Below are 20,605 nucleotides of genomic sequence, written 5' to 3' on the forward strand. Positions count from 1 at the left end.
CGGCAGGTCACCCGGCGTACATCCGGCGTCCGGATAGTGGGCAGCCTCTCCGTCCCACCGGAGAGGCTGCCCACACTGTGGGCGTTTTGCCCCTCTCACGTACGGGACGAGCCGCGCCCATGCCCAGCACCACCGTCGAGACGCCGCCGACCGACGACGTCTCCCTCTCCCACGGCCTCAAGCAACGCCATCTGTCGATGATCGCCCTCGGCGGGGTGATCGGCGCCGGCCTGTTCGTCGGGTCCGGCGCGGGCATCGCCGCCGCCGGGCCGTCGATCGTGATCGCGTACGCCGTCTCCGGTCTCCTCGTCATGCTGGTGATGCGGATGCTCGGCGAGATGTCGGCCGCACATCCGTCGTCGGGCTCCTTCTCCGCGCACGCCGAGCGGGCCATCGGCCCCTGGGCGGGCTTCACCGCGGGCTGGTCGTTCTGGGTGCTGCTGTGCACGGCGGTGGGCCTGGAGGGCATCGGCGCCGCGAAGATCGTCACCGGCTGGCTGCCCGGCACCCCGGAATGGGCGTGGGTGGCGCTGTTCATGGTGGTCTTCTGCGGGGCCAACCTGGCCGCCGTGAAGAACTTCGGCGAGTTCGAGTTCTGGTTCGCCGCGCTGAAGGTCGGCGCGATCACCCTGTTCCTGGTGCTCGGCGTGCTGGCGATCGCGGGCGTACTGCCCGGCACCGACTCACCCGGCGCCTCGCACCTGACCGACTTCCTGCCGCACGGCAGCGAGGGCCTGGTCATCGGCCTGCTCGCGTCGGTGTTCGCGTACGGCGGCCTGGAGACCGTCACCATCGCGGCGGCCGAGTCGCAGGACCCGGTCAGGGGTGTGGCGAGCGCGGTGCGTACGGCGATGTGGCGCATCGCGGTGTTCTACGTCGGCTCGATGGCGGTCATCGTCACGCTGGTCCCGTGGAACGCGAAGGAGGTCGTCGAGAAGGGCCCGTACGTGGCCGCCCTCGACCACCTGGGCATTCCGGGCGCCGGGCAGCTGATGAACGTGGTGGTGCTGGTCGCGCTGCTGTCCGCGATGAACGCCAACATCTACGGCTCCTCGCGCATCGCGTACTCGCTGGTGGAGCGCGGCCAGGGCCCGAAGGCGCTGGGCAGGGTCTTCGGCGGCGTCCCGCGGATCGCGGTGCTGGCGTCCTCGGTCTTCGGGTTCGTGTGCGTGGTGCTGAGCTACTGGCGGCCGGACGACGTCTTCCCCTGGCTGCTGAACATGATCGGCGCGGTGATCCTGGTCGTCTGGGTCTTCATCGCGGTCTCGCAGCTGCGCCTGCGCCGTCGCCTGGAGCGGGAGACGCCCGGCAAGCTGGTCGTGCGGATGTGGGCGTTCCCCGTGCTGACGTGGCTCGCGCTGGCCGGCATGGCGGCGATCTTCGTGCTGATGGCGCGACAGCCCGACACCCGTGTTCAGCTGTACTCGACGGGCGGGATGACCCTGTTCCTGGCGGCCGTCGGCTACGCCTGGCAGCGGGCGCGCGCCGAACGCTGACGCCGGGACCGCCGCGTGGCGGTCCCGCGCGCTCCTCTTTCCGTCGCACGTGGGATTGACGGTCCGCCACCTCGGGATCACCCTCGGTCGACAAGCCGTTCCCACGAGGGGACGGGGACGGGAAGGGGAGCCGATGGAGTCGACCGACCCGGTACGTGTGGCGGCCGCGGGTGACCGCTTCGTCGTGCCGTCGCTGATCACGGCGGCCATACACCACGAGATGGACGAACATCCCTGCGAAGTACGGGAGTTGGCGCTCGCGGAGGGCGCGGGCGACGCCGAGGAGGAGCTGATCAAGGCGCTGGCGGACGCCGAGGTCCTCGTCACCCGCGGCGGTCCGGTCACCGAGCGGGTGCTGGCCGCCGCACCGGAGCTGCGGCTGGTGGTGGTGTGCCGGGGCGGCCCGGTGAACGTCGACCTCGATGCGGCCAAGGCACATGGCGTCCGCGTCTGCCGTGCGCCCGGCGGCGAGGCGGCGGCCACCGCCGAGTTCACGCTCGGCCTGATGCTGGCCGCGCTGCGCCGCATCCCGGAGGCCCACGCCTTCCTGACCCGGCAAGGGGGGTGGCAGGGCCCCGCGTCCCCTACGTACGAGCACGCCGGCCCGGAGCTGGAGGACCTGCCGGTGGGCCTGATCGGTCACGGCGCGGTGGGCAGCCGGGTCGCGCGGGCGCTGTGCGCGTTCGGGGCACGGGTGATGGTCTACGACCCGTATGTGCGCGGCGAGGTGCACGGGCTGCGGATCGGCTCGCTCGACGACCTCCTGCGCCGCTCCCGGGTGATCACCCTGCACGCCCCGCTCACCTCCGGCACCCGGGGCCTGATCGGGGCCCGGGAGCTGGCCGTGCTGCCGCGCGGCGCGGTGGTGGTGAACGCGGCGGACGGGGAGCTGCTGGACGAGGACGCGCTGTGCGACGCCCTGGAGAGCGGGCAGCTGTCGGCAGCGGCCCTCGACACGTACGCGCACGAGCCGCTGCCGCCGGACTCCCGGCTCCTCGCTCTGGCACCACGGCTGGTGCTGACCCCGCGCCTCGGCGGGTCGAGCCGTGCGGCGGCCGAGAAGGCGGCCGGGATCGCGGCGGAGGAGGTGGGCCGCTGGGTGCGCGGGGAGCCCCCGGCGCACTCCCTGGCGTGATCGGGCACTACGAGGAGACAGCCATGACCTACCGGGCATACCGGCGGTGTCCCAACTGCGGGGACACCATGCAGGACTTCCGGGAGCTGGAGGGGGACGCGGAGAAGGCGGCGGCCGAGGAGGTCCTCCGGCCGGTCCTGGAGGGCCATCCCTTCGTCGCGAAGGACTACCACCGCTGCGCCCGCCCCGGCTGCCGGCGCATCCAGCGCAAGGACCACTGGAGGACGGGGGCGACGTTGCCGGAGGAGTCCTAGTGCCCCGACAGGCACGGGACACGGGAAAGGGCGCCGCACCGGCCATGGCTGCGGCGCCCTGGTCCACGCTGCCTCAGCGGCACCCGGCGGTGAGGACTACAGGTTGCTGAAGTCCGGCCCCTTCGTCCGCGTCCGCTTGATCTCGTAGAAGCCCGGCACCGACGCGACCGCCAGCGTCCCGTCCCAGAGCCTCGCCGCCTCCTCGCCCTTCGGCGCCGGAGTCACCACCGGTCCGAAGAAGGCGATCTGCTCCCCGTCCGGGCCCGGCACCGCGATCACCGGCGTGCCCACCTCCTGGCCCACCTTCTCGATGCCCTCCTTGTGCGAGGCCCGCAGCTCCGCCTCGAACTCGAAGTCCTCCTGCTCGGCGTAGTCGATCAGGTCGGCGGGCAGACCGACCTCCTGAAGCGCCGCCGCGATCGCCTCGAGCGTCGGCCCCTCGCCCTGGTTGTGGAAGCGCGTGCCGAGCGCGGTGTACAGCGGTCCGAGGACGTCCGCACCGTGCTTCTGCCACGCCGCCGTCACCACCCGCACCGGCTTCCACGCCTTGGTCGCCAGCATCTCCCGGTACTCCTCGGGCAGCTGGTCAAGCTTGTCCTCGTTCAGCACGGCCAGGCTCATGATGTGCCAGCGCACCTCGATGTCCCGGACCTTCTCCACCTCCAGCACCCAGCGGGAGGTCATCCAGGCCCAGGGGCACAGCGGGTCGAACCAGAAGTCGACGGGGGTCTTGCCGGAAGCGGTCGCGGTCTCGGTCTCGGTCTCGGACATGGCTCTCCTCGGAAACGTGGACGTTCAACCGGCGACAACCGGCGCACCGCCCGCGTCATTCCCTCACGCGTGCCTGTCGTACTCCCTGCTGCCCCAGGTCAGGGGCGCATGGCAGGATCGGTCCTGTCCGTGCCACCCAGCAGCCGCCAAGGAGTGCCGCCCGTGCCCGGTGAGAACCTGTCCCGCGACGAGGCCCAGGAGAGGGCCGCCCTGCTGTCCGTCGACGGGTACGACGTGTCGCTCGACCTGCGCTCCGCCGTGGGCGAGGCACCCGGCGGCGCGGACGAGCAGCGTACCTTCCGCTCGGTCACCACGATCCGCTTCCGCTGCGCCGAGCCGGGCGCGGCCGGCTTCGCCGACCTGATCGCCCCGAGCGTCACCGCGGTGTCCCTCAACGGCAAGGACCTCGACCCCGGCGAGGTCTTCGACGGCACCCGCGTCCTGCTGGAGGACCTGGCCGTCGAGAACGAGCTGGTGGTCGACGCCCAGTGCGCCTACTCCCGCACCGGTGAGGGCCTGCACCGCTTCGTCGACCCGGAGGACGGCGAGGTCTACCTGTACACCCAGTACGAGCCCGCCGACGCCCGCCGCGTCTTCGCGAACTTCGAGCAGCCCGACCTCAAGGCCCCCTTCCGCTTCGAGGTCCGCGCCCCCGAGGGCTGGACGGTGTGGAGCAACGGCGTCGGCGAGAAGCACGACGGGGTGTGGCGGTTCGCGGAGACCAAGCCGATCTCGACGTACATCACCTGCGTCGTGGCGGGCCCGTACCACTACGTCACCGACACCTACACCCGCACCCTCGACGACGGCACGACCCTCGAGATCCCGCTCGGCGCGATGTGCCGCAAGGGTCTGGCCCGGCACTTCGACGCGGACGACGTCTTCCTGATCACCAAGCAGGGCCTGGACTTCTTCCACGACCACTTCGACTATCCGTACCCGTTCGGCAAGTACGACCAGGCGTTCGTGCCCGAGTACAACCTCGGCGCCATGGAGAACCCGGGGCTCGTGACCTTCACCGAGGAGTTCGTCTTCCGCGGCAAGGTCACCCAGGCGTCCTACGAGCGCCGGGCCAATGTGATCCTGCACGAGATGGCCCACATGTGGTTCGGCGACCTGGTGACCATGGCCTGGTGGGACGACCTGTGGCTGAAGGAGTCCTTCGCGGACTTCATGGGCTCGTTCTCACTGGTGGAGGCGACCCGGTTCACGAGCGGCTGGATCACCTTCGCCAACAACCGCAAGGCGTGGGCGTACCGCGCCGACCAGCTGCCCTCCACACACCCGATCACGGCGGACATCCGCGACCTCCAGGACGCGAAGCTCAACTTCGACGGCATCACCTACGCCAAGGGCGCGTCCGTACTGAAGCAGCTGGTTGCGTACGTCGGGCGGGAGGCGTTCCTGGAGGGCGCGCGCCGCTACTTCAAGCGGAACGCGTACGGCAACACGCGCCTGACCGACCTGCTGTCGGTGCTGGAGGAGACGAGCGGCCGGGACATGGCGTCCTGGGCGCGCTCCTGGCTCCAGACGGCGGGCGTCAACTCCCTGACTCCGCAGGTGCTGCTGGGTGAGGACGGGCGGATCGCGGAGCTGTCGGTGCTCCAGGAGGCCGCGGGCCCTGCCCATCAGCCGGCTCCGCCGACGGGCATCCATGAGCTGCGGCCGCACCGGGTGGCGGTCGGCCTGTACCGCACCGAGGGCGGTGCGCTCGTGCGGTACGCGCGCGCCGAGGTGGACGTGCACGGTCCGCGGACGGTCGTCGGTGAACTGGCGGGGGCCGGGGCGCCGGAGCTGGTCCTGGTCAACGACGACGACCTCACCTACTGCAAGATCCGCTTCGACGACACCTCGCTGGAGACCCTGAAGGACCGTCTCGGCGACATCACCGACCCGCTGGCCCGCGCCCTGTGCTGGTCGGCGCTGTGGAACCTGACCCGGGACGCTCTGCTGCCGGCGCGGGACTTCGTCGACCTGGTGCTGCGGTTCGCCGGCCGGGAGTCCGACATCGGCGTGCTGCAGATGCTGCACACCTGGGCCGACTCGGCGCTGACGCACTACGCGGCGCCCGCGTGGCGGGAGACGGGCGGGCGGCTGCTCTCCGAGGGCGCGCTGCGCGAGCTGCGGCAGGCCGAGCCGGGCAGCCAGCACCAGCTGACCTGGGCGCGCTTCTTCGCGGCGGTGGCGTCCCAGGAGGCCGATCTGCGGCTGCTGCGGGGGCTGCTGGACGGCACGGACAAGATCGACGGGCTGGACGTGGACCAGGAGCTGCGCTGGGCGTTCCTGCGGCCGCTGGCGGCGCACGGGGCCGCCGACGAGTCGGTGCTCGCCGCCGAGCTGGCCCGCGACGACACGGCCTCCGGCAAGCGCCACCAGGTCCGCTGCCTGGCCTCGCGCCCCTCGGCCGCGGTCAAGGCGCAGGCGTGGGCGCAGGTCGTCGAGTCCGACACGCTGTCGAACGCGCTCGTCGAGGCGACCATCGCGGGTTTTGTGCAGCCCTCCCAGCGGGAGCTGCTCGCGCCGTACGCGGAGAAGTACTTCGCGGCGATCGGACGGGTGTGGGCGGAGCGGTCCATCCAGATCGGGATGCATGTGGTCAGGGGCCTGTTCCCGGCGTTGCAGGACTCGCCGGGGACGCTGGAGGCGACGGACGCGTGGCTCGCCGCGCACGAGGACGCCCCGCCGGCGCTGCGACGGCTGGTGCTGGAGGCGCGCGACGACCTGGCGCGCGTCCTGCGGGGGCAGGCCTGCGACGCGGCGGCGGCCGGCTGACGCCGGGGGACGGCGGTTGGCGGGCGGCCCGCCGGCACCGGGGACGGTGGTGGACGAACGGGCGGCTCGCCGGGCCGGGGACTGTGGTTGACGAACAGGCGGCTCGCCGGGCCGGGGACTGTGGTTGACGAACAGGCGGCTCGCCGGGCCGGGGACTGTGGTTGACAGGCGCGGCGGGACGACGGTGACGAAATACGAGTATCGGAACCCGTAACCTGCCGCGTCCCCCGTCCGGACCAGCCTCTTTCGGCAGTCGAACGCACGTACTTTAGCGCCGTGTTGTCCGCATTTGTCGACAGGCGTGTAACAGCGGTTAGAGGGTGCACCGGGGGCGGGAAACCCGGGATCATGAACCACAACACCCCGCTCTCCCCCCGCCCCCTCCGCCATCTGTCCGATGTGCAGCGCCGGGTGCTGACCACCGCCCAGCTGCGCGCCCACGGAGTGAGCGCCGCCGAGACCACCGGCAAGTGCCGGCCCGGAGGCCCCTGGCAGCAGTTCCTGCCCGGCGTGTACCTGCTGCACCCCGGCCCGCCGACCTCCGAGGAACGCCTGCACGGGGTGCTGCTCTACGCGGCCCGTTCCTCGCTCGCCGACCCGGTGCCCGCGGTCCCGGCCCAGCCCGGCGCGGGCGCCCCGCACGGCCCGCTGCCGTACACGGACGCGATGGTCACCGGTCTGGCCGCCCTCGCTCTGTACGGCTTCACCTCCGCGCCCGGACTGTCGTCACTCGAGAAGATCGACGTCCTGGTGCCGCGGACGCGCCGGCTGCGCAGCACCGGCTGCGCCCGGCTGGTCCGCACCCCCTCGCTGCCCGACCCGCGGCTGATGACCGGTGTGCCCGTCGCCCCGGTCGTGCGCGCCCTGGCCGACGCGGTGGCCGAGGTGCCGGACGCGGCTGTGGTGCGCCGCCTGCTGACCGAGGCGGTCCGCGACGGGCACTGCGAACCGGCCGTGCTCGTACGGGAGTTGAACCAGGCGCGGCTGCTGAGCCGCCCGCACGTGGTGGACGCCGTGGACGCGCTGCTGGCGGAGAGCCGGGCGGTCGCGGAGGACCGTCTGTACCGGATGGTGCGCGAGCACGGCCTGCCGGACCCGGTCTGGAACGTGGACCTGAGGCTGCCGGGCGGCCCCTACCTCGGCGGCCTGGACGCGTACTGGCCCGAGCAGGCGGTGGCGCTGGAACTGGACACCCGCGCCCCGCGCCACGACGAGGACGCGCTGTGGTCGGAGTACGCCCGCAAGCGCGAGCAGCTGGAGCGGCTCGGGATCACGGTCGTGTACCTGACGCCGAAGAAGCTGCGCGACTGTCCGGAGCAGCAGGCGACGGTGGTCCGTACGGCGCTGATGGCGTCCCTGGACCGGGAGCCGGCCGCGCCGGTGGAGGTGCTGCCCCGGTGACGGACCGGGGTGACACGAGGAGGGGAGAGGAGGGGCCGCCGACAGGTGCCGGCGGCCCCTCCTCGTGTGCGGGTCCGGTTCGGCCCGGGGACGCCGGTGACCGTCAGAGAGGGTCGGGGAGGGGCGGTTCGGGGAGCGCGGGCTCCCGCTCCGGCGCGGTGGGCCTCATCGCCTGCGCGTGGACGCGGTCGATGAGGTCGGCGTACGAGGCGATCATGCGGGTACGGCTGAAACGCTCGCGGCTGCGGGCGAGGACGGGCGCGAGGTCGGTGCGGGCGGCGACGGCCTCGGTCCAGGCCCGGGCGATCACGTCGGGGTCCGGCGGGGTGAGGTGGCCGTGCCCGGACACGATCAGCGCGCTGTCCCCCACGTCCGTGGCGACCGGGACCGCTCCGCACATCATGCCCTCGATCAGGCACAGCGGGGCCGCCTCCCCCCAGGACGAGGTCAGCGCCACCACGTCGGAGGCGGCGTAGACGGTCTCCATGTCGCGCCGGACACCCAGCGCGTGCAGCCGCTCGGTGAGCCGCGTGTCGTCGCCGAAGGCCTCCCGGATGTCGGCGGCGAGCCCCGGCTGGTCCCCGGTCATGCCGGCGCCGCACATCAGCACGTGCCCGGCGGGCTCACGGCGCAGCCAGGCGTGCGCGGCGCGCAGGAACAGCGGGACGTTCTTCATGGCGTCGTAGCGGGCCGCGAAGACGACGACCGGGGCGGTCTCGGGGATGCCCAGCGCGTCCCGCGTGCGAAGGCGCCGGGCCGGGTCGGGCCGGAACCGGAGCAGGTCGACCCCGTTGGGGATGACGTGCAGCAGCTCGGCCGGGATCCCGGCGGCCCGGTAGGCCTCCCGGGTGGACTCGGCGCAGCAGACGCAGGCGACCACGGTGCCGTCGGCGATGGCGGCCTTCAGCTCGGCGAGCGCCCCGCCCTGGTTCTCCGGGTCGGAGCGGTGCAGGCAGACGATCACGGGGCGGCGCGGCAGGCCCCCCTGGTTGAGCAGGCCGAGCGGCTGCTCCTTGAGCGACAGGACGACGTCGGCCCCGGCCATCGCCCGTGCCGTCTCCGCCAGCTCCGGCCCGCTGAAGACGCCCGGATCGACGGCCGGGACCCCGCTCAGCCCGAAGGTGCGGCCCAGGGACGTGACCTCCACCCCGGCCGCGGTCAGCGACCGGTAGCAGGCGTCGTCCCGCATGGTCTGCCGGGTCGCCTCACGGAGCACTTCCCCGTGGACGCTGAGCACCCGGTGGTGCTGGCCGCCTTCGCGCAGCCCCAGGACGACGTCGCTGTGGAGGATCCGGGCGCCCCCGGAGAAGAAGCCGTCGTAGACCGACAGCACGCGCAGCTCGTGCCTTACGCGCACGTGACCACCCGCCTTGCACAAGTGTCGAACCATCCCCGTGAACAGCGGGTTGGTCGCTATGAGGCGGCACGAACGTTTCGAGCGGATGAACACCGCGTCTCATGTCCGGGTCGACTGGGTTACGCCGCAATTCGTCGGTCTTGTACACCGTGATCCAGTGGCACACGCATTTTCGGTGGCCAGGGGCTGGCGGCCGGTGTGACGATGATCCGATGACCGAGCCGATCACCGTGACCACGGAGGACGGGCGCCGGTACACCGTCCGCGAGGCCACGCCGGACGACGAGCCGGGCGTGACGTCCCTGTTCGAGGCGAGCACGGAGTACTTCGAGGCGGCCACCGGCCTGCCCTCGGGCCCCGCCGATCTGCAGAGCCTGTACTACAGCCTGCCGCCGGGCGCCGACTGGCAGGACAAACGGATCCTGGTCGTGACCGAGGGCGCCGACGGCCCGGTGGTGGGGATCGTCGACGCGGTGCTGCGCCACCCGGACCCGGACGCCTGCGCGGTGGGCCTGTTCCTGCTGCACCCCTCCTTGTGGGGCACCGGAGCGGCCAGGCCCCTGGCCACCGCGCTGCTGGACCGCACGGCCGCCTCGGGCACGGCCCGGGTGACCGCGACTGTGCCGACGGACTGGGACCGGGGTCGCCGCTTCCTCGCCGCGCTCTCCTTCCGCTTCACGGGCCCGGCACCACAGGGCCCGACGACCGCGAACCGCTCGACGGGGCCACGGGAGCCGGCGGTGGAGGGAGCGGAGCTGGTGCTCGCACCGAAGGCCGGGTGACGGCACCGAAGGACGGGTGACGGAGGCCCGCCCCCGAGAGACGCGGTCACTCTTCGTGCGCCTCCTGGGGAAGGGGAGGAGTCTCAAGAACTGCGAGGTGTCCGTCGGCCGGCCGTTCGCGCCACAGCCGCAGTGCCACGTCGACGAGCCGTACCCGGGTCAGTCCGGGCACCGCGTCCAGGTCCTGCCAGGCGGCGAAGTCCGTGGAGCCACCCACCTCGTACCGGAGTTCGCCGCCGACGATCTCTCCCTCGTAGATCAGCCGCAGTGCCTGGTGGTCGGTGGCGGGCTCCAGGCCGCGGCGCTGGAAGAGGTGGCGGCGGGAGTCGACTCCGAGGAGGCCGGTCACCCGGATCCGGTAGCCGGTCTCCTCGGTCACCTCGCGGCGGACGGTGTCGTAGGGGTCCTCGCCGTGCTCCATGCCGCCGCCGGGCAGCACCCACTCGGGGGTGCCGTCGGGACCCGGCGAGCGGGCGAGCAGGAGTTGTCCGTCGCGGACGCACACGGCGTAGGCCGCCACCCTCAAGTTCCGTCGCATATGGGGACGTTAGCGCGCCGAGGCGGGGCCGGCCGGTGCGTGTCCGGGCGGGGTCGGCACCGCGGCCGCCCGCGGCGACCGCACGAAGGCGGCCCGTCACTCGGCGCGCACACGCGTGGGCCGACCGCTCCGCTACGCGCGTAGGGGCACGGTCGGCTCCCAGATATGTCCCGTCCTGCTCCCGTACGTCCCCGATGACGCATGGCGGGATTACGCCATGAGTCCACCCCGTCTCGGTCAACTCTCCCCAAACATCTGTCGCTTGGGTAAAGCTGAGCGGTCACCCGGACCCGACATCCGGACGACTGCGGTCAGGACCGATCCACTGTCGGATTCCGGCCGCACCGCCCACGTTCCTTTACCTACAAGGGATGCCGATGACCACCGACCCTCACCGCGCCCCGACATCGGGCGCGAGACGCGTGGCCCGCGCCGCCGTGACCGCCGGTCTCGTGGCCGCGCTCTCCGCGGCCGGGCCCATACCCCTGGCCTTCTCCGCGGACCACCCCCCGGCCGACGCCGACCCCACCGTGAAGTCCGCGAGCGCCAAGCTCGGTTCGGACGACGCGGACCTGCTCGCCGAGGCCAAGGCCGACGGAGCCAAGAACGTCACCATGATGGTCGCGACCGCGCCCGGGCAGACCGAGCAGGTCGCCAAGGAGCTGGACGCGGTCAAGGGCGGCTCCGTGGGCCGCGCCTACGACAAGCTCGGCTACGTCCGCGCCACCGTCCCGACGGCCGAGGCGGACTCGGCGATCGCCGCCGCCGAGAAGCTGTCCTCCGTGCACGCCATCGACCTGAAGCGGGAGATCCCGCTCGACGACCCGTCGCCGAGCGCGGACGGCGCCAAGTCCGGTGCCAGGAGCGCCACTTATCCGGCCCCGGGCGAGAACACCCCGGCCAGGAACCCGTACAACCCGTCCTTCGAGACGGGTGCCGTCGACTTCGTGCAGGAACACCCCAAGGCGGACGGCCGCGGCATCACCATCGGCATCCTCGACTCGGGTGTGGACCTCGGCCACCCGGCGCTGCAGAAGACCACCACCGGCGAGCGGAAGATCGTCGACTGGGTGACCTCGACCGACCCGATCGTCGACAGCGACGCGACCTGGCGCCCGATGGTGACGACGGTCTCCGGCCCCGCCTTCACCTACGGCGGCCAGAGCTGGAAGGCCCCGGCGGGCTCGTACGGGATCAGCTCCTTCAAGGAGTCCGCGACCACCGGCGGCGACGAGAAGGGCGACCTCAACCGCGACGGCGACACCACCGACAGCTGGGGCGTCCTGTACGACCCGGCGGCCGGCACGGTCACCGTCGACCTGAACAACAACAACGACTTCACCGACGACACGCCGATGAAGCCGTACAAGGACGGCTTCCAGGTCGGCTACTTCGGCACCGACGACCCGAAGACGGACGTCGTCGAGCGGGTGCCGTTCGTCGTGCAGATCCGCAAGGACGTCCCGATGGACCCCTACGGCGGGTCCTGGGTCGGCAAGAAGGCCGACTTCGTCAACATCGGCGTCATCGAGTCCGAGCACGGCACCCACGTCGCCGGCATCACCGCCGCCAACGGCCTGTTCGGCGGCAAGATGAACGGCGCCGCCCCGGGCGCGAGGATCGTCTCCTCCCGCGCCTGCACCTGGACCGGCGGCTGCACCAACGTCGCGCTCACCGAGGGCATGATCGACCTCGTCGTCAACCGCGGCGTCGACATCGTCAACATGTCCATCGGCGGCCTGCCGGCGCTCAACGACGGCAACAACGCGCGCGCCGAGCTGTACACGCGCCTGATCGACACCTACGGCGTCCAGCTGGTGATCTCCGCGGGCAACTCCGGCCCCGGCGCCAACACCATCGGCGACCCCGGTCTCGCCGACAAGGTGATCTCGGTCGGCGCGGCCATCTCCAAGGACACCTGGGCCGCCGACTACGGCTCGGTCGTGGAGAAGGAGTACCAGATGATGCCCTTCTCCTCGCGCGGCCCGCGCGAGGACGGCGGCTTCACACCGACGCTCGTCGCGCCCGGGGCCGCGATCAACACCACCCAGACCTGGCTGCCGGGCTCCCCGGTCGCCGAGGCGGGCTACTCGCTGCCGGCCGGTTACTCCATGCTGCAGGGCACCTCGATGGCTTCCCCGCAGGCCGCGGGCGCGAGCGCGCTGCTGTTGTCCGCCGCCAAGCAGAAGGGCATCGACCTCACGCCCGCGAAGCTGCGCACCGCGCTGACCTCGACCGCCGACCACATCAAGGGTGTGCAGGCGTACGAGGAGGGCGCGGGCCGCATCAACATCGTCGACGCCTGGGACGCGATCCGCGACGACGTGACCTCCCACGACTACACCGTGAAGGCCCCGGTCGACACCGCGATCGACTACGCGCTGAAGACCCCCGGCTTCGGCACCGGCCTGTACGACCGCGAGGGCGGCCTCAAGGCGGGCGAGAAGAAGACGTACGACATCACCGTCACCCGCACCTCCGGCCCCGACAGGCCGGTCTGGCACACGCTGCGCTTCGAGAACAACGCGGGTGACACCTTCCGCCTCCTCGGCTCGCCCCTGGTGAAGCTGCCGCTGAACCAGCCGGTGACCGTGAAGGTCCAGGCCGCGCCGCGCTCGGCGGGCATCAAGAGCGCGATCCTCGAGGTCGACGACCCGTTCACCGAGGGTGTCGACAAGCAGATCCTCACCACCGTCGTGGTGTCGGCCCCCGTCAAGTACACCTACTCGGCATCGGGTTCGGTGCAGCGCAACAGCACCCGGTCGTACTTCCTGACCGTGCCCGAGGGCGCGAAGTCGCTCGAGGTGGCGATCGGCGGGCTGAAGGACAAGAGCCAGACCCGGTTCATCGCGATCCACCCGTACGGAACTCCGGTCGACAACACCTCGACGCCGTACTGCTACAACAACTACCTCGACGGCAACGGCTGCAAGCCCGACGTGCGCTCGTACGCGGACCCGCAGGCCGGTGTCTGGGAGATCGAGGTCGAGTCGCGCCGCACCTCGCCGCTGCTCGACAACCCCTACACGCTGGACGTCACCGTCCTCGGCGCGGCGTTCGACCCTGAGACCGTGACCGTGCCCGAGGCCAAGGTCGGCTCCCCGGCCGCTGCCTCCTGGAAGGTGACCAACAAGTTCGCCGCGCTCGACGGCAAGCTGGTCGGCGGCCCGCTCGGCTCGTCCAAGACGGCCCGGCCGACGATCAAGAACGGCGAGACGCAGACCACCACCGTCGAGGTGCCCGCAGGTGCCGCCTCGCTGGACGTCGCGATCGGCAACGTGTCCGACACGGCCGCCGACCTCGACCTGGTGGTGTACGACGCCTCCGGCAAGGAGGTCGGCAAGTCCGCCGACGGCGACTCGGAGGAGTCGGTGCACATCGGCTCGCCGGCCGCCGGAACGTACACGATCCAGGTGGCGGGGTACTCGGTCCCGTCCGGCTCGACCGCCTACGACTACCGGGACGTGTTCTTCTCCCCCGCGCTCGGTTCCGTCACGGTCGACGGCTCGGCCCCGGTCAAGCTCGGCACGGGCGACTCCGCGACGGTGTCCGGCACGGTCACCGCGGCCGCTCCGGCACCCGAGGGGCGGGAGTTCTTCGGCCAGGTCCAGCTGGTGAACGCGCGCGGCACGGTCGCGGGCACCGGCAGCGTGAAGATCGAGAAGGTCACGCCGTAGGGCTTCCTACGGCTGTGGGGGCGGGCGTCCGTGGGGCGCCCGCCCTTCTCTCGTCCGCCCGGCCGATGGGGCGTACGTCACACCGTCGTGTGCGCCGGACGGGGCGGGGGCAGGCACGGGGCAGCACAGCTTGCGGTGCGGGACCCCCGTCGGCTGAATTTCTGCAGCTCAGCGGGATGGACGCCGCAGTTCCGCAACCGCCGGCCGGGCCGTCGCGTCCCATTCCTCGGGCACTGGGTGCAAAGAATTGGACAGGCGGGCCGGGGTCGGCCGCATGATGGAAAAGCCTCGGTCAGGCAACACGCACGCAAAGATCACGAGAGGGAGTCGCCGTGAGGGTCGGAATCGTCGGAGCGACCGGTCAGGTCGGCACGGTCATGCGCAGGATCCTCGCGGAGCGCGACTTCCCGGTCACCGAGCTGCGCCTGTTCGCCTCGGCCCGTTCGGCGGGGACCATCCTCGACGGCGTGACGGTGGAGGACGCGGCGACGGCCGACTACACCGGCCTGGACATCGTGCTGTTCTCGGCGGGCGGCGCGACCTCCAAGGCGCTGGCCGAGAAGGTCGCCTCGCAGGGCGCCGTCGTGATCGACAACTCCTCCGCATGGCGCAAGGACCCGGACGTGCCGCTGGTGGTCTCCGAGGTGAACCCGCACGCGGTGGTGAACCGGCCGAAGGGCATCATCGCCAACCCGAACTGCACGACGATGGCCGCGATGCCGGTGCTCAAGCCGCTGCACGAGGAGGCGGGGCTCGAGGCGCTGGTCGTCGCCACCTACCAGGCGGTGTCCGGCTCGGGCCTCGCGGGCGTGGCGGAGCTGCACGGACAGGCGCAGAAGGTGGTCGCGGAGGCCGACAAGCTGACCCACGACGGCGAGGCGGTCGACTTCCCCGAGCCGCAGGTCTACAAGCGCCCCATCGCCTTCAACGTCATCCCCTTCGCGGGCAACCTCGTCGACGACGGCCTGAACGAGACCGACGAGGAGCAGAAGCTCCGCAACGAGTCCCGCAAGATCCTCGAGATCCCCGGTCTGAAGGTCTCCGGCACCTGCGTGCGCGTCCCGGTGTTCTCCGGCCACTCCCTCCAGGTCAACGCCCGCTTCACGCGTCCCCTGTCGGTGGAGCGTGCGACGGAGCTGCTGGCCGGCGCGCCGGGCGTGGCCCTCTCCGACATCCCGACCCCGCTGCAGGCGGCCGGCAAGGACCCGTCGTACGTGGGCCGCATCCGCCGCGACGAGACGGTCGAGAGCGGCCTGGCCCTGTTCCTCTCCAACGACAACCTCCGCAAGGGCGCTGCCCTGAACGCGGTACAGATCGCCGAGCTGGTGGCGGCGGAGCTGAAGAAGTAGGGAAAACCCTCACGCCGAGATGGGGCGCGCACCGCTGCCGGTGCGCGCCCCTTGCTGTGCGTCCGGTCATCGCTTGGCACGGCGGTGACGTGGAAGGATGACGGAACCGACACACCACGAGGAGATGACCGCGTGCCTGGCACAAACCTGACTCGCGAAGAGGCGCAGCAGCGGGCGAAGCTGCTCACCGTTGACTCGTACGAGATCGATCTCGACCTCTCCGGCGCGCAGGAGGGCGGCACCTACCGGTCCGTGACCACGGTGCGCTTCGACTCCGCGGAGAACGACGCGGAGTCCTTCATCGACCTGGTGGCCCCGACCGTCCACGAGGTCACTCTCAACGGCGACTCCCTCGACCCCGCCGACGTCTTCAAGGACTCGCGGATCGCCCTGCCCGGGCTCCTGGAGGGCCGCAACATCCTCCGCGTCGTCGCCGACTGCGCCTACACCAACACCGGCGAGGGCCTGCACCGCTTCGTCGACCCCGTCGACGACCAGGCCTACCTCTACACCCAGTTCGAGGTGCCCGACGCCCGGCGGGTGTTCGCCTCCTTCGAGCAGCCGGATCTGAAGGCCACCTTCCAGTTCACGGTGAAGGCGCCCAGCGGCTGGACCGTCATTTCCAACTCGCCCACCCCCGAGCCCAAGGACGACGTCTGGGTCTTCGAGCCGACGCCGCGGATCTCGACGTATGTCACCGCGCTGATCGTCGGCCCGTACCACTCCGTGCACAGCGTGTACGAGAAGGACGGCCAGAGCGTCCCGCTCGGCATCTACTGCCGGCCCTCGCTCGCCGAGTACCTCGACTCGGACGCGATCTTCGAGGTGACCCGGCAGGGCTTCGAGTGGTTCCAGGAGAAGTTCGACTTCGCGTACCCGTTCAAGAAGTACGACCAGCTCTTCGTGCCGGAGTTCAACGCGGGGGCGATGGAGAACGCGGGCGCGGTCACCCTGCGCGACCAGTACGTGTTCCGCTCCAAGGTGACGGACGCGGCATACGAGGCCCGGGCCGCCACGATCCTGCACGAGCTGGCCCACATGTGGTTCGGCGACCTGGTGACCATGGAGTGGTGGAACGACCTGTGGCTGAACGAGTCGTTCGCCACCTACGCCGAGGCCGCCTGCCAGGCACTCCACCCGAATTCCCGGTGGCCGCACTCCTGGACCACGTTCGCCAACCAGATGAAGACGTGGGCGTACCGGCAGGACCAGCTGCCCTCCACGCACCCGATCATGGCCGAGATCAACGACCTGGACGACGTCCTGGTCAACTTCGACGGCATCACGTACGCCAAGGGCGCCAGCGTCCTCAAGCAGCTCGTCGCGTACGTCGGCATGGACGAGTTCTTCCGCGGCGTGCAGGCGTACTTCAAGCGGCACGCGTACGGCAACACGCGCCTGTCGGACCTGCTGGGCGCCCTGGAGGAGACCTCCGGCCGGGACCTGAAGACGTGGTCCAAGAAGTGGCTGGAGACCGCGGGCATCAACATCCTGCGGCCCGAGATCGAGACGGACGAGCACGGCGTCATCACGTCCTTCGCGATCCGCCAGGAGGCCCCCGCCCTGCCCGCCGGCGCCAAGGGCGAGCCGATCCTGCGCCCGCACCGCATCGCGATCGGCCTGTACGGCCTCGACGAGGACAGCGGCAAGCTGCTGCGCGACGAGGACGGCCGGATCGAGGTGGACATCGACGGCGAGCTGACCGCCGTGCCGCAGCTGACCGGCCGGCGCCGCCCGGACGTGGTCCTGCTCAACGACGACGACCTGTCGTACGCCAAGGTCCGCCTGGACGAGAAGTCGCTGGCCTTCGTCACCGAGCACCTGGGCGACTTCGAGTCGTCGCTGCCGCGCGCCCTGTGCTGGGCCTCGGCCTGGGACATGACCCGGGACGCGGAGCTGGCGACCCGGGACTACCTCTCGCTCGTCCTGTCCGGCATCGCCAAGGAGTCCGACATCGGTGTCGTGCAGTCGCTGCACCGCCAGGTGAAGCTGGCGATCGACCTGTACGCCGACCCGTCCGCGCGCGAGGCGCTGCTGACCCGGTGGACGGACGCGACCCTCGCCCATCTGCGCGCCGCCGAGCCGGGCAGCGACCACCAGCTCGCCTGGGCGCGCGCCTTCGCGGCGACCGCCCGCACCCCGGAGCAGCTGGACCTGCTGGAGGCTCTGCTCGACGGTTCGCAGTCGGTGGAGGGCCTGGTCGTGGACACCGAGCTGCGCTGGGCGTTCGTGGAGCGGCTCGCCGCGGTGGGCCGCTTCGACGAGGCGGAGATCGCGGGCGAGCTGGAGCGCGACAAGACGGCGGCCGGTGAGCGGCACGCGGCCACCGCCCGGGCCGCCCGCCCGACCGCGGAGGCCAAGGCGGAGGCGTGGGCGTCGGTCGTGGAGTCCGACAAGCTGCCGAACGCCGTGCAGGAGGCGGTGATCGCCGGCTTCGTCGAGACCGACCAGCGGGAGCTGCTCGCTCCGTACGCGGAGAAGTACTTCGAGGTGGTCAGGGACGTCTGGGACTCCCGCTCGCACGAGATGGCCCAGCAGATCGTGGTCGGTCTCTACCCGTCGATCCAGGTGTCCGAGGACACGCTGGCGAAGACCGACACCTGGCTGGCCTCCGCCGAACCGCCCCCGGCGCTGCGACGCCTGGTCTCGGAGGCCCGCGCGGGCATCGAACGGGCGCTGAAGGCCCAGGCGGCGGACGCGGCCGCGGCCTGATCGCAAGCGGAAGGGGCGCCCGGCTCATGCGGGGCGCCCCTTTTTCTGTGGCCGGGTTTTCGGTGGCCGGGTTTTCGGTGGCCGCGGTGGCCGGCCGGTTCGCTCGCCGGTACCGTCATCCCCGGCCCGTCCAGCTGAGCAGCGCGGCCTCGATCCGGGCGGCGTCGGGCGCCTCGGCGGCCCAGGCGACATAGCCGTCTGGCCGTACCAGCACGGTCGTACGCCGTTCGCCCGCCCAGTGCTCCACGGCCAGCCGGTCCTTGCGGCCGGCCTCGTCGTACGGACCCGGCGTGATCAGCACGAACCGGCCGCCCCGCAGGGCCTCGTGGAGCCGGCCGCCGGTGAGGGCCACGTCCGGGATGCGCCTGCCGGTCAAGGGGTGAGCCCCGCGGGGAGCGGCGTAGGCGTAGCCGATGCCGGTGACCTGGCCCGTCACGCGCCGCCGGAGGGGGCCGACGTGGGTGACGGCGGCGGCGAGCACGGTGCGCAGCGCGAGGGTCCAGGGGCGCTTGGCCATGGCGAGGCGCACGATGCCGCCGCTGCTGCGCAGCACCGACCTGCCGACGGGGTGCCGCTCGGACTGGTAGGTGTCCAGGAGGGCGGGGTCGGCGTGGCCGCGCAGGACGGCGGCGAGCTTCCAGGAGAGGTTCGCGGCGTCCTGCAGACCGGTGTTCATGCCCTGCCCGCCGGCCGGGGTGTGCACATGCGCGGCGTCCCCCGCGAGGAAGACACGGCCGACCTGGTAGGCGGGCGCCTGGCGCTCGTCGCTGTGGAAGCGCGACATCCAGCGCGCGTCGCGCATGCCGTAGTCGCGGCCGAGCGCGAGGCGGACGGTGTCGCGGACCTCGTCGAGGTCGAGCGGCGCGCTGTCGGGGACGTTGCGGCCGCGGTGCCAGGCGATGACGCGGTGGTAGCCGTCGCCGAAGGGCGCGATGAAGGCGAAGGCGTCACCGACCGCGTTGGCGGTCAGCGTCCGCTCGGGCTGCTCGTCGAGGAGGACGTCGGCGAGGACGACGGAACGGATGACGGACTTGCCCGGGAAGGGCAGGCCGATCGAGGTGCGTACGGCGCTGTGGATGCCGTCGGCACCCACGGCATAGGCGGCGCGCAGTTCGCCGGGCTCGCCGTCGGGGCGACGGACGTGCAGCGTCACACCGTCGGCGTCCTGGCCGACGCCGGTGACCTCGGTCTCGTACAGGAACCGCACCCCGGCGTCGGCCGCGCGCCGCTCCAGCGCCTTCTCGACCTCGTACTGGGGCAGGACGAGCAGGTGGCGGAAGCGGGAGGGGAGCGTGTCGAGCCGGATGGAGAGCCCGCCGAAGAGCCGGATGTCGGAGAGCGGCTGTCCCTTGGCCTCGAGGTCGTCGGCGAGATCGCGGGCGTCGAGTTGCTCCAGGGTGCGGGCGTGCAGGACGAAGGCGCGGGAGAGATTGCTGATCCTGTGGGGGCGCTTCTCGACGAGGGTGACGGGGACGCCGGCGGTGGCGAGGTCACCGGCGAGGAGGAGACCCGTGGGGCCGGAGCCGACGACGAGGACGCCGGTGGGGGCGGCTTCGCCGTCGCTGTGAGCGGTGGTGACGGTGGTGCGGGGCTGTGCCATGGCTGCCTCCTGATGCCAACGCGTGTGGGCCAACGCTCGTTTGCCAACATACGTTGGCCAACAGTGGACGGTCAACACCTGTTGGCCTACGGTTGTTGGCATGCCCGAGAAGCCCCCACCCCGCCGCTCCGACGCCACCCGCGGCGCGATCCTCGCCGCCGCCCGGGAACGCTTCGCCTCCGACGGCTATGAGCGCACCACCATCCGCGCGATCGCCAGGGACGCGCGGATCGACCCGTCCATGGTGATGCGCTACTACGGCTCGAAGGAGGGTCTCTTCGACGCGGTGCTCGACGTCGATCTGCGCCTGCCCGACCTGAGGGGAGTGCCCGTCCACGATGTGGGCGTGGTCCTGGTGAACCACTTCCTGACGCTCTGGGAGGAGAACCACGACGCGCTCACCGCACTGCTGCGCGTGGGCGTCACCAATCCGGCGGGGGCCCGGCGGCTCCAGGAGATCTTCCGGGACCAGTTGCTGCCGGTCGCGCGGCAGACCTGCCCCGATCCCGAGCAGGCGCCCACCCGGGCCGGGCTCGCCGCCTCGCAGGTCGTCGGGATGGCGTTCGCCCGGTACGTCCTGAAGATCCCGCCGGCCGTCACTCTGGCCCGCGAGGAGGTGGTGGCCTGGCTGGCCCCCACGCTGCGGCGCTACCTCACCGCACCGCATCCGTAGACCCGAAGGTGTGGAGAACGACGGTAGGCCCGCGGAGCCGCGGGCCTACGAACACGCCGAGGGAGCCCACGCCCCCGTCCGGTGCGCG

14 protein-coding genes are annotated in these 20,605 nt (G+C 71.7%); 10 read left to right on the plus strand and 4 right to left on the minus strand.

Translation table 11 applies throughout. The annotated features are described in order from the left end of the window. Positions 1–119 precede the first annotated feature (119 nt). From N8I84_RS14430 to N8I84_RS14440, 3 genes are all read left to right on the plus strand, one after another. Positions 120–1,496, plus strand: coding sequence for an amino acid permease (locus N8I84_RS14430; protein ID WP_263229909.1), 1,377 nt, complete (start codon positions 120–122; stop codon positions 1,494–1,496). Positions 1,497–1,629: 133 nt separating this feature from the next. Then, positions 1,630–2,631 (plus strand): NAD(P)-dependent oxidoreductase, encoded by a 1,002-nt coding sequence (locus N8I84_RS14435; RefSeq protein WP_263229910.1) that lies wholly within the window; start codon positions 1,630–1,632, stop codon positions 2,629–2,631. Between the two features lie 23 nt (positions 2,632–2,654). Next, a complete protein-coding gene (locus tag N8I84_RS14440) occupies positions 2,655–2,885 on the plus strand; it encodes a hypothetical protein (protein WP_263229911.1) in 231 nt (76 codons plus the stop codon). 96 nt (positions 2,886–2,981) lie between these two features. Here the strand turns inward: N8I84_RS14440 and N8I84_RS14445 are convergent, their stop codons facing one another. Further along, positions 2,982–3,656, minus strand: coding sequence for a DsbA family protein (locus tag N8I84_RS14445; RefSeq protein ID WP_263229912.1), 675 nt, complete (start codon positions 3,654–3,656; stop codon positions 2,982–2,984). A gap of 162 nt (positions 3,657–3,818) precedes the next feature. On the opposite strand from N8I84_RS14445, the gene pepN (N8I84_RS14450) reads away from it, so the two are divergent. Together pepN (N8I84_RS14450) and N8I84_RS14455 are read left to right on the plus strand one after the other, a co-directional pair. Then, a complete protein-coding gene (gene pepN / locus N8I84_RS14450; RefSeq protein ID WP_263229913.1) occupies positions 3,819–6,428 on the plus strand; it encodes an aminopeptidase N in 2,610 nt (869 codons plus the stop codon). 348 nt (positions 6,429–6,776) lie between these two features. Beyond that, entirely contained in the window at positions 6,777–7,829 is a 1,053-nt protein-coding gene (locus N8I84_RS14455) for a hypothetical protein (protein WP_263229914.1), read from the plus strand. A gap of 103 nt (positions 7,830–7,932) precedes the next feature. Here the strand turns inward: N8I84_RS14455 and N8I84_RS14460 are convergent, their stop codons facing one another. Beyond that, on the minus strand, positions 7,933–9,162 hold the full coding sequence (locus N8I84_RS14460) for a glycosyltransferase (RefSeq protein ID WP_263234760.1): 1,230 nt from the start codon (positions 9,160–9,162) through the stop codon (positions 7,933–7,935). Between the two features lie 236 nt (positions 9,163–9,398). Here N8I84_RS14460 and N8I84_RS14465 point away from each other — a divergent pair, with 236 nt between their 5' ends. Further along, positions 9,399–9,968, plus strand: a complete 570-nt coding sequence (locus N8I84_RS14465; RefSeq protein ID WP_263229915.1) for a GNAT family N-acetyltransferase — start codon at positions 9,399–9,401, stop codon at positions 9,966–9,968. 46 nt (positions 9,969–10,014) lie between these two features. Here the strand turns inward: N8I84_RS14465 and N8I84_RS14470 are convergent, their stop codons facing one another. Then, entirely contained in the window at positions 10,015–10,506 is a 492-nt protein-coding gene (locus tag N8I84_RS14470; RefSeq protein WP_263229916.1) for an NUDIX hydrolase, read from the minus strand. A 377-nt stretch (positions 10,507–10,883) separates the two neighbouring features. On the opposite strand from N8I84_RS14470, the gene N8I84_RS14475 reads away from it, so the two are divergent. The 3 genes from N8I84_RS14475 (at position 10,884) to pepN (N8I84_RS14485) (ending at position 18,244) form a co-directional block, all read left to right on the plus strand. Then, positions 10,884–14,183 (plus strand): S8 family serine peptidase, encoded by a 3,300-nt coding sequence (locus N8I84_RS14475; RefSeq protein ID WP_263229918.1) that lies wholly within the window; start codon positions 10,884–10,886, stop codon positions 14,181–14,183. Between the two features lie 332 nt (positions 14,184–14,515). After that, entirely contained in the window at positions 14,516–15,532 is a 1,017-nt protein-coding gene (locus tag N8I84_RS14480) for an aspartate-semialdehyde dehydrogenase (RefSeq protein ID WP_263229919.1), read from the plus strand. A 132-nt stretch (positions 15,533–15,664) separates the two neighbouring features. Further along, on the plus strand, positions 15,665–18,244 hold the full coding sequence (gene pepN / locus N8I84_RS14485; protein ID WP_263229920.1) for an aminopeptidase N: 2,580 nt from the start codon (positions 15,665–15,667) through the stop codon (positions 18,242–18,244). Between the two features lie 115 nt (positions 18,245–18,359). Here pepN (N8I84_RS14485) and N8I84_RS14490 read toward each other — a convergent pair whose 3' ends face one another. Continuing rightward, positions 18,360–19,844, minus strand: coding sequence for an FAD-dependent monooxygenase (locus N8I84_RS14490; protein ID WP_263229922.1), 1,485 nt, complete (start codon positions 19,842–19,844; stop codon positions 18,360–18,362). A 100-nt stretch (positions 19,845–19,944) separates the two neighbouring features. Between N8I84_RS14490 and N8I84_RS14495 the strand changes: the two genes are divergently transcribed. After that, the gene (locus N8I84_RS14495; RefSeq protein ID WP_263229923.1) at positions 19,945–20,517 is read left to right on the plus strand and encodes a TetR/AcrR family transcriptional regulator; all 573 of its coding nucleotides are present in this window, start codon (positions 19,945–19,947) and stop codon (positions 20,515–20,517) included. Positions 20,518–20,605 lie beyond the last annotated feature (88 nt).

Source organism: Streptomyces cynarae, assembly GCF_025642135.1.
Taxonomy (GTDB): Bacteria; Actinomycetota; Actinomycetes; order Streptomycetales; family Streptomycetaceae; genus Streptomyces; species Streptomyces cynarae.

Excerpts from the sequence above, each read along its gene's own strand:
- N8I84_RS14470 (WP_263229916.1), bottom strand. The coding sequence starts at position 10,506 with ATGCGACGGAACTTGAGGGTGGCGGCCTACGCCGTGTGCGTCCGCGAC.
- N8I84_RS14430 (WP_263229909.1), top strand. The coding sequence starts at position 120 with ATGCCCAGCACCACCGTCGAGACGCCGCCGACCGACGACGTCTCCCTC.
- N8I84_RS14490 (WP_263229922.1), bottom strand. The coding sequence starts at position 19,844 with ATGGCACAGCCCCGCACCACCGTCACCACCGCTCACAGCGACGGCGAA.
- N8I84_RS14435 (WP_263229910.1), top strand. The coding sequence starts at position 1,630 with ATGGAGTCGACCGACCCGGTACGTGTGGCGGCCGCGGGTGACCGCTTC.
- N8I84_RS14475 (WP_263229918.1), top strand. The coding sequence starts at position 10,884 with ATGACCACCGACCCTCACCGCGCCCCGACATCGGGCGCGAGACGCGTG.
- N8I84_RS14445 (WP_263229912.1), bottom strand. The coding sequence starts at position 3,656 with ATGTCCGAGACCGAGACCGAGACCGCGACCGCTTCCGGCAAGACCCCC.
- N8I84_RS14495 (WP_263229923.1), top strand. The coding sequence starts at position 19,945 with ATGCCCGAGAAGCCCCCACCCCGCCGCTCCGACGCCACCCGCGGCGCG.
- N8I84_RS14440 (WP_263229911.1), top strand. The coding sequence starts at position 2,655 with ATGACCTACCGGGCATACCGGCGGTGTCCCAACTGCGGGGACACCATG.
- N8I84_RS14465 (WP_263229915.1), top strand. The coding sequence starts at position 9,399 with ATGACCGAGCCGATCACCGTGACCACGGAGGACGGGCGCCGGTACACC.
- N8I84_RS14455 (WP_263229914.1), top strand. The coding sequence starts at position 6,777 with ATGAACCACAACACCCCGCTCTCCCCCCGCCCCCTCCGCCATCTGTCC.